Consider the following 15,006-nt stretch of genomic DNA (forward strand, 5'->3'; position numbering starts at 1 on the left):
GGCCGCCGAGGCGCCACGGTGAGCGGGGCGGCGGGCGGCGCGGCGGGTGGCGTGGCGGCCCGGCGGCGGGCGTGGCCGGGGCGTTCAACGCGTTCCACGCGTTCGGCGCGGATATCCGGGGACAACGGCGGGGCGACAACAGCGAGAGTGCGGGTGGAGCGATGAGCGGCAGCGAGCGGACGACCGTCCATGTGATGCGGCACGGCGAGGTGCACAACCCGGAGGGCGTGCTCTACGGGCGGCTGCCCGACTTCCATCTCTCCGACCTGGGACGGCGGATGGCCGAGCGGGTCGCGGAACGGGTCGCGGAGCGGGACATCACGCACGTGGTGGCCTCCCCGCTGGACCGGGCGCAGGAGACGGCGGCGCCGATCGCCAAGGCGCTGGCGGTGCCGGTGGCGACGGACGGGCGGCTGATCGAGGCGGCCAACGTCTTCGAGGGCAAGACGTTCGGCATCGGCGACGGCGCGTTGCGCAGGCCGGCCAACTGGCGCCATCTGCGCAACCCGTTCCGCCCCTCCTGGGGCGAGCCGTATGTGGACCAGGCGGTGCGGATGAAGGGCGCGTTGGACGCGGCCAGGGACGCGGCGCGCGGCCACGAGGCGCTCTGCGTCAGCCACCAGCTGCCGATCTGGGTGCTGCGCAGCTGGGTGGAGCGGCGGCGGCTGTGGCACGACCCGCGCAGCAGGCAGTGCACCTTGGCCTCGTTGACCAGCTTCACCTTCGAGGGCGACCGGATCGTCTCGGTCACCTACACCGAGCCGGCGCTCGACCTGGTGCCGCCGCATCTGCGCGCGGGCGCCAAGCGGATCAAGGGGGCCAAGGGTTTCGGGGCCTGAACCGGGGGCTCCGGCGCCCGGAGCGGCGACCGGGGGCGCTGAGTCGGGGGGCGCCAAAGATCGCTCAGGGACGCATGGGAAACTTTTCACATGATCCAGTTCCGGGTTGTCAAGGGGGCCGTGGCCGTGGCCGGCCTGCTCGCGCTGACCGCGTGTTCGGGGGACCAGGCCGGTCCCTCGGGCGGCGACAGCAACATCGTGCAGGGCAACGGTCAGATCACCGTGGTGGAGCCCGCCGACCGCCAGCCCGTGCCGGAGCTGTCCGGGGAGACGGTCGACGGCGAACCGCTCAGCCTCGCCGACTACGAGGGCGACGTGCTGGTGCTCAACTTCTGGGGCGCCTGGTGCGCGCCCTGCATCGCCGAGGCCGACAACCTGGTGACCGTCGCCGAGGAGACCGCCGACCGGGGCGTCCAGTTCGTCGGGATCAACACCAGGGACCCCTCGGTGGAGAACGCCCGGGCGTTCGAGGAGCGGCACGAGGTGCCCTACCCGAGCCTCTACGACCCCGACGGCCGGATGCTGCTGGAGTTCCCCAAGGGCAGCCTCAACCCGCAGGCCATTCCCTCGACCCTGATCGTGGACCGGGAGGGGCGGATCGCGGTCCGGCTGCTGAAGCCGCTGACCGAGGACGAACTGCGGGACGCCCTCGAACCGGTGATCGCGGAGGGCTGATGCGGCCATGGGCTACAACGAGACGGTACTGAGCGGGGCGCTGCTGTTGGCGTTGCCGGTCGCGCTCTTCGGCGGGCTGGTGTCGTTCTTCTCGCCCTGCGTGCTGCCGTTGGTGCCCGGCTACCTCTCCTATGTCACCGGGGTCGGCGGGGCCGACCTCGCGGACGCCAGGCGCGGGCGGATGCTCGCCGGCGCCGGGCTCTTCGTGCTGGGCTTCACCGCCGTCTATGTCTCGGGGGGCGCGCTCTTCGGCGGGTTCGGATCGACGCTGCTGACCCACCGGGAGGTCCTGAACCGGGTCTTCGGGGTGCTCACCATCCTGCTCGGCCTGTTCTTCGTCGGCGCCCTGCCGTGGCTGACGCCCCGCGAGTTCCGGCTGCGCACCAGGCCGGCGATAGGGCTGGCGGGCGCGCCCATGCTGGGCGTCGTCTTCGGCATCGGCTGGATGCCGTGCGTCGGGCCCACCCTGGCCGCCGTCAACCTGCTGGCGGTCAGCGAGGGAACGGCGGGGCGCGGGGCGGTGCTCGCCTTCGCCTACTGCCTGGGCCTGGGGCTGCCGTTCCTGGTGGCGGCCGTCGCGTTCCGGCGGATGCTGGGGGCGTTCGGCTGGGTCAAGCGGCACTATCAGTGGGTGATGCGGCTGGGCGGCGCGATGCTGATGGTCACCGGGGTGCTGCTGGTCAGCGGCGTCTGGGAGCGGATGGTGTACGAAATGCAGGTCTGGAGCGTCCAGTTCACCCCGGGAGTCTGACCCCATGACACACGAAGACGCTCCGCACGCCGGCGTCGCGACCGACCACGGGGCCGGCCGCGCGCCGGAGAACCCTGAGCCGGGGAACCCCGAGGTGCCCGAGCAGCGGCGGGACGAGGAGTCCGCGACCGCAGGGCTGACCACGGCCCCGCTGGACGTGGACGAGGGAGCCGACGGGTCCGGCGCCGGGACCCCTGGCGGACCGGAGCGGGACGGCGAACGGGCGCGCGGCGCCGGCTCGTTCGGTGGAACGCGCGCCCCCGGCGTGGGCGGCGCGCTCTCCTGGACGGCGCGCGAGCTGGTCGGCTGGGGGCGTTGGTTCTGGCGGCAGCTGACCTCGATGCGGGTCGCGCTGCTGCTGCTCCTGCTGCTGGCGCTGGCCTCGATCCCGGGCTCGCTCATCCCGCAGGAGCGCTCGGACGTCACCGTCGCCGCGGACTTCCGCCGGCGGAACCCGGGGCTCTCCGAGGTCTACGACCGGTTCCAACTCTTCGACGTCTACTCGTCGATCTGGTTCTCGGCGATCTACATCCTGCTCTTTGTCTCGCTGATCGGCTGTATCCTCCCGCGCACCTGGCAGTTTGTCGGACAGCTCCGCGCGCGCCCCCCGCGCGCCCCCCGGCGGCTGGACCGGATGCCGGCCTACACGACCTGGCGCACCGCCACCGCGCCCGAGGAGGTGCTCGCCGCCGCGCGGCGCAGGCTGCGCAAGCGCGGGTTCCGCACCGACCTCGCGGACCAGCCGGGGCGCGAGGGGCAGGTGGCCGCCGAGAAGGGCTATCTGCGCGAGGCGGGCAACCTCCTCTTCCATGTGGCGCTGATCGTGATGCTGGTGGCCTTCGCCGCCGGCCAGCTCTACCACTCCGAGGGCGGCAAGCTGGTCGTCCAGGGCAGCGGTTTCACCAACGCGCTGCCGCAGTACGACGACTTCTCCTCCGGCCGGCTCTACGACGTGGACGACCTGGAGCGGTTCGGCTTCACCCTCGACGAGTTCCACTACGGGTACAGCAGGGACAGCGTCGACATCGGCACCCCCACCGAGTTCCGCGCCGACGTTACGTACTGGACCGACGACGGGACGGAGAAGTCCGACACCATCGAGGTCAACGAGCCGCTCAGGGTCGGCGACGCCAAGGTCAGGCTTCTCGGCCACGGCTACGCCCCCGTGGTCACCGTGACCGACGCCGAGGGCAACACGGCGTTCAGCGGCCCGGTGCCGTTCCTCCCGCAGGACAGCGCCTTCACCTCGACCGGCGTGATCAAGGTCAGCGACTACGTGGGCCCGGACGGGGAGCACGACCAGCTCGGCTTCCAGGGCTTCTTCAACCCGACGTACAACATCGACGAGGTGCGCGGCCCGCACTCCACCTTCCCCGAGCCCGACTACCCGGTGCTCACGCTCAACGCCTTCCACGGCGACCTGGGCATCTCATCCGGCATCCCGCAGAACGTCTACCAGCTCGACACCGACGACATGGAGCAGCTGCGGGACGAGAGCGGAGACCTGTTCCGGTTCGACCTGCTGCCCGGTGAGTCCATCGAACTGCCGGACGGCCGGGGCACGTTGACCTTCGAGCGGTTCGAGAACTGGGCGACGTTCCAGATCACCACGCGGGAGGGCAACAGCTGGGCGCTGACCGGCGCGATGGCCGCGATCCTGGGGCTGGTCGGCTCGCTCTTCCTCCAGCGCCGCCGGATCTGGGTGCGGGCGCGGACCGACGCGGACGGGATGACCGTGGTGGAGATGGCCTCGCTGGGCCGCACCGAGTCGGCGAAGATCCCCGAGGAGCTGGCCGACCTGGCCGCCGACCTCCAGCCCGACGCCCCGATGGAGCGGGAGCCGGAGGAACGGGAGCCGGAGCCCGAGGAACCCGAGCCCGAAGACCCCGAGCCCGAAGGCCCCGCAGCCGACCCCGACCCCGACCGGGACCCCGACTCCGCCACCGAAGACGACGCCGGGACCGAGCCCGACGCCGACGCCGAACGGAAGCCCGACTCCGCCTCGTCCGCCGAAGGAGCGCGCCCATGATGCTCGCCGCAGACCAGGGCCTCGCCGACGCCAGCAACGTGCTGGTGTACACGGCGATGGCCGTCTATGCCCTGGCCTTCCTGGCCTATGTCGCCGAGTGGATCCTCGGCGGACGCAGCAGGGTGGCCAGAACCCTGGCCACGCTGGAGGCCGAGGCGAGGGACGAGGCGGCCGGGAGCGCCGCCCCGGCCGGGCCGGCCGTCACCGTGCGCGGCAGGAACGGCACCAGCGTGCTGGAGCGGCCCAAGGTCGTCACCCGCTCCGCCAACCCGGGCCGGGCGGACGTCCCGGACGGGCCGGGCGCGGCGGGCGGCGACGAGCGCGGTGACACCTACGGGCGGATCGCGGTCTCGCTGACCACCCTCGCCTTCCTGCTGCACCTGGGCGGGGTGGTGACCCGGGCGGTCGCGGTGGAACGCGGGCCCTGGGGCAACATGTACGAGTTCTCCACCGCGTTCTCCATGGTGGTGACCGGCGCGTTCCTCACCCTCCTGCTGCTGCGCCGGCGGATGCGCTGGCTGGGCCTGATCGTGGCCGGCACGGTCCTGCTCGACCTGGGCCTGGCGACCACCGTCCTCTACACCGAGACCCAGCAGCTGGTGCCGGCGCTGGACTCGATCTGGATGTGGATTCACGTCCCGCTGGCGATCTTCTGCGGCGGGCTGCTCTACCTGGGCGCGATCAGCAGCGTGCTCTTCCTCTTCAGGGACCGCTACGAGGCGAAGCTCGCCGTGGACGCCCAGATCGGCACGTTCAGCAGGTCCGTGCTGGGCCGGCTGCCGTCCTCGGCCACGCTGGACCGGTTCGCCTACCGGATCAACGCGGCGGTCTTCCCGCTGTGGACGTTCACCATCGTGGCCGGCGCGATCTGGGCCGAGGACGCCTGGGGCCGCTACTGGGACTGGGACCCGAAGGAGACCTGGGCGTTCATCACCTGGGTCGCCTACGCCTGCTACCTGCACGCCAGGTCCACCATCGGCTGGAAGGGCCGGAAGGCGGCGTATCTGGCGGTGGCCGGGTTCCTCTGCTTCCTGGTCAACTACTACGGAGTGAACATCTTCTTTGACAGTCTGCACTCCTACAGCGGAAAGTAGCCCGCCGCGGAGAGCGGGCACGGCACCCGGGGAGCGCGTCGCGACGCGCTCCCCGGGTGCTTTTTCGTGGCCCTTTCCGTGACGCCGGCCACAGCCGGAAACGGCCTACGGGGTGGCTTAGGAGTCGAGCGGGACAAAGGGCCGGGACTTTGGTCCCCGGCGGGTGGGGAATTCGCCCCGACGCCGCCGCGCCCTCTGACCTGGACCGAGGGCCTCGGCCTTGTTCCTGGTCGACGCGGCGCAGGTGGGAAGGGGCGGGCGGGGCGCCGTCACCGGCCCGGAAAACGGCCGTCGTGACCCGGGCCGAGAGCGCGGAAAAGGGCGAGAGGCGCGGCGGGGCGACTACGAAGGGGCGTCGTATCGGGGGGTCTTGTCAGGGTTTCGGGGGTGGGTTATCAAGGTGGTGTTAGTTCGTTCTGTCCGGATTTCGGAGCTTTTCCCGGATACCCCCCGATTTGCCGAGGTGGACCTCCATGCCGAAGATCACCACGCACCGCATCCGCGAGAGCCTCCGTCCGCACACCCGCGTCGCCACCCTGGCGGCTGCCGGCCTGACCGCGTCGGTCGTTCTCACGGGCGCGGCGGTGGCGGCCGATGGCAACCCCGCCGACGTCTACGCCGCCCACACCGTCTCCGATCTGGTCCAGGCCGCCGACGGCCGGACCACGGGCGAGCCGACCGGTGTCGCCGGCGGCGCGGCCGCCAGGGACGGCGCCGACGAGGGCCAGGAGGCCAAGGACAGCAAGGCCGACGACAGGCCGAAGGCCGAGGACTGGGTCTCGCCGATCGCGGGCGACTACGAGTTGTCGGCGACGTATGGCAACAGCGGTGACCGGTGGGCGAGCAAGCACAGTGGTCAGGACTTCGCGGTGCCGAACGGTACCGAGGTGAACGCGGTGCACGAGGGCACCGTGGTCAAGGCCGGTGGCAACGGCGCCGGTGACGGTCCCGCCTACGGCAACGCCGTGGTGATCGACCATGGTGACGGCACCTTCACCCAGTACGCGCACCTGTCCAAGGTCGAGGTGGCCGTGGGTGACGAGGTGGACACCGGTGAGGAGATCGCGCTGTCGGGTAACACCGGTAACAGCAGCGGCCCGCACCTCCACTTCGAGGTCCGCACCACCGCCGACTACGGCTCGGCCATCGACCCGATGGAGTTCCTGCGGGGCGAGCACGCCGAGGTGTGAGCCGCACCCCGGAACCTCCCCTGAGCCGAACGACGACGGCCCGGGCGCCCAGCGCGCCCGGGCCGTCGGCCTGCCCGGGGCTTTGGCGGGTCGCTTGCCAGAGATTACGTAACTACGTAATCTCGTTCCATGGAGCTGGAGGAACGCGTCGCCGCCCTGGAGCGGCGCATGGCCGAGTGGGAGGCGACGCGCCGCGAGGGCGCCGCCGAGCCGGATGGCGAGGGGCCGGGCGCCGAGGACCGGTTCTGGGCCCTTGAGGGACTCAAGGCCCGGCTGGGCGAGGCGGCCCCCGACGGCGCGGTGCTGTTCACCGGCGCGGTCACGCTGCCGACCGAGGAGCGGTACGAGTGGCAGTACGGCCGGACGGTCGAGGCGCTGCTGGAGGCCGACTGGTCGCTGGCGGCCGACGCGTTCGCCGCCCTCGGCCACCCGGTGCGGCTGCGGCTGCTGCGCGAGGTGCTCGCCGGCCGCCGCACGGCCGCCGAGCTGGCCGAGCTGCCGGAGACCGGCACCACCGGCCAGATCTACCACCACCTGCGGCAGCTGGCCGCCGCCGGCTGGCTGACCGGCGCCGGCCGGGGCCGCTGGGCCGTGCCGCCGCAGCGGGTGGTGCCGCTGCTGGTCGCCGTCGCCCTGGCCACGCCGTGAGCGGCGCCCGCCGGGCGCCCCACCCCGTCGCATCAAGGGAGCTGAGAGCCTTGCCGACCAACGAGCCGACCCCGACCGCCGAGCCGACCTCGACCATTGACCAGAACCCGACCATTGACCAGAACCCGACCATGGAGCAGAACCCGGAGACCGGGCCGAGCCCCGGGGCGGCCGACCCCTCGCCCCGCCGCGCGCGGCGGACGCTCGCCGCTCTCGGCCGGGCCTGCTGGATCGCGTTCCTCGCCCACACGCTGGTCGACCTGCTGACCGGGCTGCGCGCGCCGGGCGGCTGGCTGCTGATGGCCGCCGCGCTCGGCAGCCAGCTGGCCGCCGCCCTGCTCCTGCGCCGCGACGAGCCACGCGACGCCGCCCCGTTGACCGTGGCGCCCCCGGTCACCGGCACCTGGTCCGCGCTGAACAGCCCGGCCGACCGGGTGCCCAGCCACGGCATCAGGAAGTACGGGCAGAGCCACGCCATCGACGTGGTCGCCGAGCGTCCGGAGGGCGCGGCGGGCCCGGGCCGGCCCCGGTTCGGCTGGTGGCCGCCGACCCGGCGCAACGCCGACTTCCCCGCCTTCGGCGCGCCGCTGCTGGCCGTGGCCGACGCCACCGTGCTGACCGCGCGCGACCGGCAGCGCGACCACCGGAGCCGGAACTCCTGGCCGGCGCTGCTCTGGCTCCTCCTGTCGGGCTCCGTGCGCGACGTCATCAGCGCCGACCGGGTCGTCGGCAACCACCTGGTGCTCGATCTCGGCGGGGGCACCTACGCCCTCTACGCACACCTGCGGCGCGGCTCGTTGACCGTGCGCCCCGGGGAACGGGTGCGCGCCGGGCAGGAGTTGGCGCGCTGCGGCAACACCGGGAACTCCTCCGAGCCGCACCTGCACTTCCAGCTGATGGACCGGCCGCACCCGGACACCGCCTGCGGGCTCCCGTTCCGCTGGGCCGGCGTGGGCGTGCCCAGGGCCGGCGAGCACTTCACGGTGCCGGCGCCGGCCACCGGGTGAGCCACCCCGCCACCGGGTGAGCCACCGGCCACGACATGACGAAGGCCGGCCCCGGGGGGAAGGGCCGGCCCTGAGTCGAAGGTCGATCGAAGCGGAAGATCGTGCGGGGGAGGGTGTCAGCCCTTGCCACCGGTCGGCGGCTCCGGCGGGGGGCCCTCGTCCCCGTCGCCGCGCTGCCGCAGCTCCTCCTCGCGCCGCCGGAGATCCTCCTCCCAGCTCTCCAGCAGCTCCTTGTCGTCGGCGCTCTCGCCGGCCCCGGCGTCCTTGGCGCCGTCCGGGCGCTCGGACCCCTCGCCCAGCGAACGCAGGAACTCGGGATTGTCATCGGGGGCGACCCAGCCCGTGGAACCCCGGCGGCCACCCACGCCGGCGGCGCCGCGCTGGCGGCCCACCAGAATCCACGCGAGGGGGCCGATGACCCAGGCCAGGACGATCAGGGCGAGCCACACCAACTTGGGCAGGTGGCGTACCTCTTCGTCCTTGGTGCTGATGCAGTCCACCAAGGCGTAGATGGCCAGTGCCAGCGGTACCAGAAACAGCAGCACCCTCAGCATGGTAGTCCCCCTGGGTGAGATGGAGTGGGCCGGAGCGTGGCCCCTGACTAAGGCCCAGGGTAATGCGTCCGGAATACTGAGGCCCATGGCATACGACGACCTTCGTGCGCTGCTGAAGGCCCTGGAGAAGGACGGCGACCTCAAGCGCGTCAAGGCCGAGGTCGATCCCCATCTCGAAGTGGGCGAGATCACGGACCGCGTGAACAAGGCCGGCGGTCCCGCGCTGCTCTTCGAGAACGTCAAGGGCTCCGACCTGCCGCTGGCCATGAACGTCTACGGCACCGACCGCCGGCTGCTGAAGGCGTTGGGCCTCCGCTCCTACGAGGAGATCAGCGAGCGCATCGGGGGACTGCTCAAGCCGGAGCTGCCGCAGGGCTTCGTCGGATTCCGCGAGGCGTTCGGCAAGCTCGCCTCGATGACGCACGTGCCGCCGAAGAAGGTGAAGAACGGGCCCGTGCGGGAGGTCGTGCTGCGCGGCGACCAGGTCGACCTGGAACGGCTGCCCGCGCTGTTCACCTGGCCCAGGGACGGCGGCTCGTTCTTCAATCTGGGCCTCACCCACACCAAGGACCCGGAAACCGGGGTGCGCAATCTCGGGCTGTATCGCCTGCAACGCCACGACCGGCGCACCGTCGGAATGCACTGGCAGATCCACAAGGACAGCAGAAACCACTACCAGGTCGCCGCCCGGCGCGGCGAGCGGCTGCCGGTCGCCATCGCGTTCGGCTGTCCGCCCGCCGTCACCTATGCCGCCACCGCGCCCCTTCCGGGAGATATCGACGAATATCTCTTCGCCGGCTTTGTCGGCGGAAAGCGGGTCGAACTCGTGGACTGCGAGACGGTGCCGCTCCAGGTGCCGGCCGACGCCGAGGTGGTGCTGGAGGGCTGGCTTGAGCCCGGAGTGACGCTGCCGGAGGGCCCGTTCGGGGACCACACCGGCTTCTACACCCCGCAGGAGCCGTTCCCCGCGCTCACCGTCGACTGCGTCACCATGCGGCGGAAGCCGATCTTCCAGTCGATCGTGGTCGGCCGTCCGCCGACCGAGGACGGGCCGCTGGGCCGGGCCACCGAGCGCTTCTTCCTGCCGCTGCTGAAGGTGATCATCCCGGACGTGGTCGACTACCACCTGCCGGAGAGCGGCGCCTTCCACAACTGCGCGATCATCTCGATCGACAAGAAGTACCCCAAGCACGCCCAGAAGGTGATGTCGGCGGTCTGGGGCGCGCACATGATGTCGCTCACCAAGCTGGTCGTCGTCGTGGACGCCGACTGCGACGTGCACGACCCGAACGACGTGGCCTGGCGGGCGCTGGGGAACGTCGACTACGCCCGCGACGTGCTGCACACCGAGGGGCCGGTCGACCACCTGGACCACGCCTCCTACCAGCAGTTCTGGGGCGGCAAGGCGGGGATCGACGCCACCGCGAAGTGGCCGGAGGAGGGGTACACCAGGGACGGCGGCTGGCCCGAGATGATCGTCTCCGACCCGGAGGTCGCCGAGCGGGTCACCGCCCGGTGGAAGGAGTACGGCCTGTGACGGCGGCGCCGACGACGGACGAACGGCCGGGTGCGGGCCCGGGCCGGGTGCGGGCGTTCCTGCGGCTGGTGATGATCGAACACTCGGTCTTCGCGCTGCCCTTCGCCTACATGGCGTCGCTGACCGCGATGTTCCTGGACGACGGCACCGTGGACTGGCCGACGCTGCTGCTGGTGACCGTCGCCATGGTGGGGCTGCGGACCTTCGCGATGGCGGCGAACCGGATCATCGACCGCGAGATCGACGCCCGCAACCCCCGCACCGCGCACCGCGAGTTGGTCACCGGGGCGGTGTCGGTGCGCACCGCCTGGGTGGGCGCCGGGGTCGCGCTGGCGTTCTTCCTGGGCGCGGCCGCGCTGCTCAACCCGCTCTGCCTGGCGCTGGCTCCGCTGGCCGTGGTGCCGATGGTGGTCTATCCGTACGGCAAGCGGTTCACCGACTTCCCGCACGCCCTCCTGGGGCTGGCGCAGGCGATGGGCCCGGTCGGCGGCTGGCTCGCCGTCACCGGCTCCTGGTCCTGGGACGCTGTGCTGCTCGGCGCGGCCGTGGGGCTGTGGATCGGCGGCTTCGACCTGATCTACGCCTGCCAGGACGTGGCCTCCGACCGGGCGGGCGGGGTGCGTTCGGTGCCGGCGAGGTTCGGCATCGCGGGCGCGCTGCTCGGCGCGCGGCTGAGTCACCTGGTGACGCTGGGGCTCTTCGCGTGGTACGCGGTGGCGACCGACGGCGGGCCGCTGCTGTGGGTGGGGCTGGTCGTGGTGGCGGGCGCGTTCGTCTACGAGCACGGCATCGTCAGGCCCGACGATCTGAGCCGCCTCAACCGGGCGTTCTTCACCGTCAACGGCTTCGTCGGCATCGCGCTGTTCGGCTTCGCGCTGCTCGACCTGGTGGCGCGGGGGCTCGGGGTCTGAACTCCCGCCGCGCTCAGTCGACGTGGTAGCGGGTGAGGGTCCCGTCCTGGCCGAGGACGAGCAGCGACGCGCCGTCCGCGCCGGCCAGCGCGGCCGCCGGCGCCGGGAACCCCTCGGGGCTCAGCTCCTGGGCGCTGCCCCCCGACAACGCGACGCCGTCCAGCGGCAGTCGCCACAGCGGCGTGCCCACGGTGGACGGCACCCACAGCGAGCCGGCCACATAGGCCAGCCCCGCCGGGACCGCGTCCCCGGCCTCCCAGGGCAGCCGAACGCGGTCCCCGCCGTCGTCCCCGACCCCGCCGGGCGGCACGAGGGTGACCTCGACGGCACCCTCGTCGGTGACGGCCACCGCCCAGAGGCCGTTCCGGTCCGGGTCCCAGGCGAGGCCGCGCACGTCCGGGTAGCCCATGGAGAAGATCCGGGAGTCCGCCGGGAGGTTCCCCGGGGCCGGGTCGCCGTCGGGCTCCACGCGCAGGATCTTGCCGGCCTCGGACTCCGGGTCCGTGGCCAGCTCCGGCTGCCCGGCGGCACCCGTGGCGAGCAGAAGCATCCCGTCGTTGTCGAAGGCGAGGGCGCCGCCGTTGGCGGTCTCGCCGCGCGGCAGGCGCGAGAGCACCGTGTCGGGCGCGGAGCCGAGGCTGGGCTCCCCGTCCTCGTCGAGGGTGTAGCGGACGATCTGGTTCTGATTGGTGCCGCCGTGGAAGACGTAGAGCCAGTTGCTCGGCGAACCGGCCTCGTCGTAGCGCGGGTCGACGGCCAGGCCGAGCAGCTCGCCCGTGGTGCTCCCGGCCAGCACGGCGGGTCGGCCCAGCTCCGTCGTCCCGCCCTCCGGCGTGACGCGGGTGATCTCGCCGGTGCGGGAGCCGACCAACACGTCGTCCGTGCCGGGGAGTTCGGCCAGGCAGCAGGCGTCGGCGAGGCCCTCGGCGAGCACTTCGGGGTCGTCGGCTGAGCCCTCCGGGTCCGCCGAGCGCTCGGGCTCGGGCGTCGTGGCCGAGTCGGTGGGATCGTCGGCACCGTCCCCGGGCCGGCCGTCTTCGCCCGTCTCCTGCGGGGTGGGCGGCGTGGTGTCGTCCGCCGCAGCGAGGCGGTCGCTGGCCGGGCCGATGGCACAGCCGGCCAGCAGCGTGGCCCCGGCCACGGCGACCAGCAGCGCGTGCCTCAACGGGCGCCGGCGCGCCGCCCGTGCACCCATCAGTCGCCGTTCCTCCCTGTCCGTGCCGCTCGCCGGACGCGCGGGCGCCTCAGATCGCCATGCCGTAGATGATGGTGAACAGCGTGCCCAGCGAACCGATGATGAAGATCCCGGTCAGCCCGGCGACAATCAGCCCCTTGCCCTGTTCGGCGCTGAAGCTGTCCCGCATGGCGGTGGAACCGATCCGCTGCTTGGCCGCGCCCCAGATCGCGATGGCCATGCAGATCAGGATGGCCAGCGCCATGATCACCTGGATCATCGTCCTGGCCTCGTTGCCCACCGCGGCGAAGGGACCCCAGTCAGGCGCGATCCCGCCGATGATGTTGGTGATGTCGTCTTCTTCCGCCGCTAGGAGCATTCGAACTCACCGCCTCACTCGCTCTCTTGTCGCCTTCTCAACGGATTGTGCCACGCCCCGCTGACAGAGGAGTCCGTACGGTGACGGCCGTTCAGCGGGCGCGTGGCGGTCGGGCGGTGGCCCAAGTGCCCTGCGGGGTAACCGACATCACGGCCGGACGCCGCGCTTTGGCCGGATCTCGCCCCGCCGGCGGCGGAGTTGGCGCGTTCACCGCCCGCTCCCGGGCGCGAGCCGGGCGGCGGGCCCGCGCCCGTGTCACCATCGAACGGGCCGCGCGAACCCGGCGGGGAACGGCGGCCGTTGGGAACGCGTTCGTCGGGGAGAGAAGGGGCGGGCGATGCGCCGGATCGTGACGGTGACCGGGGTCGGCTTCGGGCTGCTCGCGGCCTTCGTCGGCTTCCTGGTGATCGGCGTCTACGGGGCCTCCGCCGGTCTCCTCGGCGGCGCCGGCCGCCCGGGCGGCGGCGACGGCCGCCTCGCGGAGAACACCGTGCCCCCCGAGTACGAGGCGCTGGTCCAGCAGTGGGGCAACACCTGCCCGACGCTCTCGCCCGCCATCCTGGCCGCCCAGATCGGCCAGGAGAGCGGCTGGCAGCCGGACGTCGAGAGCCACGCCGCCGCCCAGGGCATCGCCCAGTTCATCCCCGGCACCTGGGCCACCCACGGGATCGACGCCAACGGCGACGGCGTGGCCAACGTCTGGGACCCGCAGGACGCCATCCCCTCGGCCGCCGCCTACGACTGCGCGCTGGCCGGCTATGTCGAGGACGTGCCGGGCGACCCCGTGGACAACATGCTGGCCGCCTACAACGCCGGCCCCTACGCCGTGATCCGCTACAACGGCGTCCCGCCCTACGAGGAGACCCAGAACTACGTCCGGATCATCCGCACCGCCGAGGCGGGCTACGCCGCGCCGCCCGAGGCCGACGACGGCGCCGAGGCGGAGCGGCTGCCCCCGCTCGAACAGGCGGCCGGCGCCGTGGCGTTCGCCCAGGAGCACCTGGGCACGCCCTATCTGTGGGGCGGCGACGGCACCCCGGAGGACGGCGGCCGGTTCGACTGCTCGGGCCTGTCCAAGGCGGCCTACGAGTCCGTCGGGATAGAGCTGCCCCGGGTCGCCAACGACCAGTGGACGGCGGGCCCGCACCCGTCCCGCGACGAACTCCTCCCCGGCGACCTGGTGTTCTTCGCCACCGACCTCTCCGACCCGCGCAGCATCCACCACGTGGGCATCTACGTCGGCGGCGGCTACATGATCAACGCCCCCTACACCGGCGCGGAGATCCGCTTCGACCCGATCGACTCGGCCGACTACTTCGGCGCGACCCGACCGGTCGCGGCGTAGACCAGGGCGCCCCCGAGGCGTTCGTCACGTAGAGCCAGTCTTTGGCCAGTGATACGGCGCTGAACTGCGGCAACGCGTTGCTGTTCGATAACGCTGTGGCCGGCATTCGATGGACATCGGCACTCCGGGGGAGGGGAAGGGCGTTACCTGTACCGGAACAGGGGCTCCTCCTCCCCGCCCTCCCTGGCGGGGTCCCCCACAGCACGAAGGGGCCACGCGGCACATGGCTGAACTCGACGATCCCGACTTCGAGCTGGACGTTCTCCACGAGGTGAACGGCCTCGCCGAGCGGCTGCCCGGCTGGGGGCGTTCCGTGGTGACCTTCGTCGGCGAGTGGGGCCTTCCGCTGGCGCTGGTGGCGCTCGTGGTGGTCGGCTGGCTGCTGGTGCGCCGGCGCCCCGACGCGGAGCAGGCGGTGCCGGGCTGTCTCTGGGCGCTGCTGGCCGCCGTGCTGACCTGGCTGGCCAACGTGCCGATCCGCGCCTTTGTCGCGCGCCCGCGTCCGCACGAGAACCATCCGGATCTGATCGTTCTGGTGTCGGGGAAGGACGGCTACTCGTTTGTCAGCGATCACGCGGGGATCGCGATGGCCATCGCCGTGGCCCTCTTCCTGGTGCACAGGACCCTCGGGCTGGTGGCGTTCGCGCTGGCCCTGGCGCAGGGCGTGGCGCGGGTCGTGATGGGCGTGCACTACCCGACGGACGTGGTCGGCGGCTATGCGCTGGGGATGGCGGTGGCGCTGCTGCTGGCGCCGCTGGCGCTGGCGACGCTGACGCCGCTGGTGCGGGCCGGCTCGGCCACGCGCTGGCTCGGCTGGCTGGCGCGCCCCGGCGGCGGGACGGCCACCACCCGCGTCGCCGGCCCCCCGCCGGG

At 72.5% G+C, this 15,006-nt stretch carries 15 protein-coding genes; 12 read left to right on the top strand and 3 right to left on the bottom strand.

The annotated features are described in order from the left end of the window. The first annotated feature begins 161 nt into the window (after window positions 1–161). The 8 genes from EBN88_RS22330 (at window position 162) to EBN88_RS22365 (ending at window position 8,233) form a co-directional block, all read left to right on the top strand. On the top strand, window positions 162–839 hold the full coding sequence (locus tag EBN88_RS22330; RefSeq protein ID WP_122185703.1) for a histidine phosphatase family protein: 678 nt from the start codon (window positions 162–164) through the stop codon (window positions 837–839). A 90-nt stretch (window positions 840–929) separates the two neighbouring features. After that, window positions 930–1,514, top strand: a complete 585-nt coding sequence (locus EBN88_RS22335) for a TlpA family protein disulfide reductase (protein ID WP_122185704.1) — start codon at window positions 930–932, stop codon at window positions 1,512–1,514. Between the two features lie 7 nt (window positions 1,515–1,521). Further along, entirely contained in the window at window positions 1,522–2,265 is a 744-nt protein-coding gene (locus tag EBN88_RS22340) for a cytochrome c biogenesis CcdA family protein (protein WP_122185705.1), read from the top strand. A 4-nt stretch (window positions 2,266–2,269) separates the two neighbouring features. Next, window positions 2,270–4,294, top strand: coding sequence for a cytochrome c biogenesis protein ResB (gene resB / locus EBN88_RS22345; protein WP_122185706.1), 2,025 nt, complete (start codon window positions 2,270–2,272; stop codon window positions 4,292–4,294). Further along, complete coding sequence (ccsB, locus tag EBN88_RS22350) at window positions 4,291–5,388, top strand: c-type cytochrome biogenesis protein CcsB (RefSeq protein WP_122185707.1); 1,098 nt, start codon at window positions 4,291–4,293, stop codon at window positions 5,386–5,388. Before resB ends, ccsB begins: the two co-directional genes overlap by 4 nt. A gap of 473 nt (window positions 5,389–5,861) precedes the next feature. Next, complete coding sequence (locus tag EBN88_RS22355) at window positions 5,862–6,578, top strand: M23 family metallopeptidase (protein ID WP_122185708.1); 717 nt, start codon at window positions 5,862–5,864, stop codon at window positions 6,576–6,578. A gap of 129 nt (window positions 6,579–6,707) precedes the next feature. Continuing rightward, window positions 6,708–7,226: an ArsR/SmtB family transcription factor gene (locus tag EBN88_RS22360; protein ID WP_122185709.1), complete on the top strand. Its 519-nt coding sequence runs from the start codon at window positions 6,708–6,710 to the stop codon at window positions 7,224–7,226. Window positions 7,227–7,276: 50 nt separating this feature from the next. After that, window positions 7,277–8,233, top strand: a complete 957-nt coding sequence (locus EBN88_RS22365; protein WP_233580848.1) for a M23 family metallopeptidase — start codon at window positions 7,277–7,279, stop codon at window positions 8,231–8,233. A 116-nt stretch (window positions 8,234–8,349) separates the two neighbouring features. On the opposite strand, the gene EBN88_RS22370 is transcribed toward EBN88_RS22365, so the two are convergent. Next, the gene (locus EBN88_RS22370) at window positions 8,350–8,787 is read right to left on the bottom strand and encodes a PLD nuclease N-terminal domain-containing protein (protein ID WP_122185710.1); all 438 of its coding nucleotides are present in this window, start codon (window positions 8,785–8,787) and stop codon (window positions 8,350–8,352) included. A gap of 85 nt (window positions 8,788–8,872) precedes the next feature. Here EBN88_RS22370 and EBN88_RS22375 point away from each other — a divergent pair, with 85 nt between their 5' ends. Next, the gene (locus tag EBN88_RS22375) at window positions 8,873–10,324 is read left to right on the top strand and encodes a menaquinone biosynthesis decarboxylase (protein WP_122185711.1); all 1,452 of its coding nucleotides are present in this window, start codon (window positions 8,873–8,875) and stop codon (window positions 10,322–10,324) included. Continuing rightward, complete coding sequence (gene mqnP, locus EBN88_RS22380; protein ID WP_233580849.1) at window positions 10,321–11,235, top strand: menaquinone biosynthesis prenyltransferase MqnP; 915 nt, start codon at window positions 10,321–10,323, stop codon at window positions 11,233–11,235. The genes EBN88_RS22375 and mqnP overlap by 4 nt, the downstream gene beginning before the upstream one ends. A gap of 13 nt (window positions 11,236–11,248) precedes the next feature. Here the strand turns inward: mqnP and EBN88_RS22385 are convergent, their stop codons facing one another. Continuing rightward, window positions 11,249–12,430 (bottom strand): PQQ-dependent sugar dehydrogenase, encoded by a 1,182-nt coding sequence (locus EBN88_RS22385; protein ID WP_122185712.1) that lies wholly within the window; start codon window positions 12,428–12,430, stop codon window positions 11,249–11,251. Window positions 12,431–12,479: 49 nt separating this feature from the next. Continuing rightward, window positions 12,480–12,788: a hypothetical protein gene (locus EBN88_RS22390; RefSeq protein ID WP_122185713.1), complete on the bottom strand. Its 309-nt coding sequence runs from the start codon at window positions 12,786–12,788 to the stop codon at window positions 12,480–12,482. A 337-nt stretch (window positions 12,789–13,125) separates the two neighbouring features. Between EBN88_RS22390 and EBN88_RS22395 the strand changes: the two genes are divergently transcribed. Together EBN88_RS22395 and EBN88_RS22400 are read left to right on the top strand one after the other, a co-directional pair. After that, window positions 13,126–14,133: a C40 family peptidase gene (locus tag EBN88_RS22395; RefSeq protein WP_122185714.1), complete on the top strand. Its 1,008-nt coding sequence runs from the start codon at window positions 13,126–13,128 to the stop codon at window positions 14,131–14,133. Window positions 14,134–14,356: 223 nt separating this feature from the next. Then, on the top strand, window positions 14,357–15,006 hold a 650-nt coding region (locus tag EBN88_RS22400; RefSeq protein WP_122185715.1), incomplete at its 3' end, for a phosphatase PAP2 family protein.

The organism is Streptomyces triticirhizae (assembly GCF_003696235.1).
GTDB lineage: Bacteria > Actinomycetota > Actinomycetes > Streptomycetales > Streptomycetaceae > Streptomyces > Streptomyces triticirhizae.

Bases quoted from the DNA above. Each gene is read 5' to 3' on its own strand.
- EBN88_RS22330 (WP_122185703.1), top strand. From the start codon at position 162: ATGAGCGGCAGCGAGCGGACGACCGTCCATGTGATGCGGCACGGCGAG.
- EBN88_RS22335 (WP_122185704.1), top strand. From the start codon at position 930: ATGATCCAGTTCCGGGTTGTCAAGGGGGCCGTGGCCGTGGCCGGCCTG.
- EBN88_RS22340 (WP_122185705.1), top strand. From the start codon at position 1,522: ATGGGCTACAACGAGACGGTACTGAGCGGGGCGCTGCTGTTGGCGTTG.
- resB (WP_122185706.1), top strand. From the start codon at position 2,270: ATGACACACGAAGACGCTCCGCACGCCGGCGTCGCGACCGACCACGGG.
- ccsB (WP_122185707.1), top strand. From the start codon at position 4,291: ATGATGCTCGCCGCAGACCAGGGCCTCGCCGACGCCAGCAACGTGCTG.
- EBN88_RS22355 (WP_122185708.1), top strand. From the start codon at position 5,862: ATGCCGAAGATCACCACGCACCGCATCCGCGAGAGCCTCCGTCCGCAC.
- EBN88_RS22360 (WP_122185709.1), top strand. From the start codon at position 6,708: ATGGAGCTGGAGGAACGCGTCGCCGCCCTGGAGCGGCGCATGGCCGAG.
- EBN88_RS22370 (WP_122185710.1), bottom strand. From the start codon at position 8,787: ATGCTGAGGGTGCTGCTGTTTCTGGTACCGCTGGCACTGGCCATCTAC.
- EBN88_RS22375 (WP_122185711.1), top strand. From the start codon at position 8,873: ATGGCATACGACGACCTTCGTGCGCTGCTGAAGGCCCTGGAGAAGGAC.
- EBN88_RS22385 (WP_122185712.1), bottom strand. From the start codon at position 12,430: ATGGGTGCACGGGCGGCGCGCCGGCGCCCGTTGAGGCACGCGCTGCTG.
- EBN88_RS22390 (WP_122185713.1), bottom strand. From the start codon at position 12,788: ATGCTCCTAGCGGCGGAAGAAGACGACATCACCAACATCATCGGCGGG.
- EBN88_RS22395 (WP_122185714.1), top strand. From the start codon at position 13,126: ATGCGCCGGATCGTGACGGTGACCGGGGTCGGCTTCGGGCTGCTCGCG.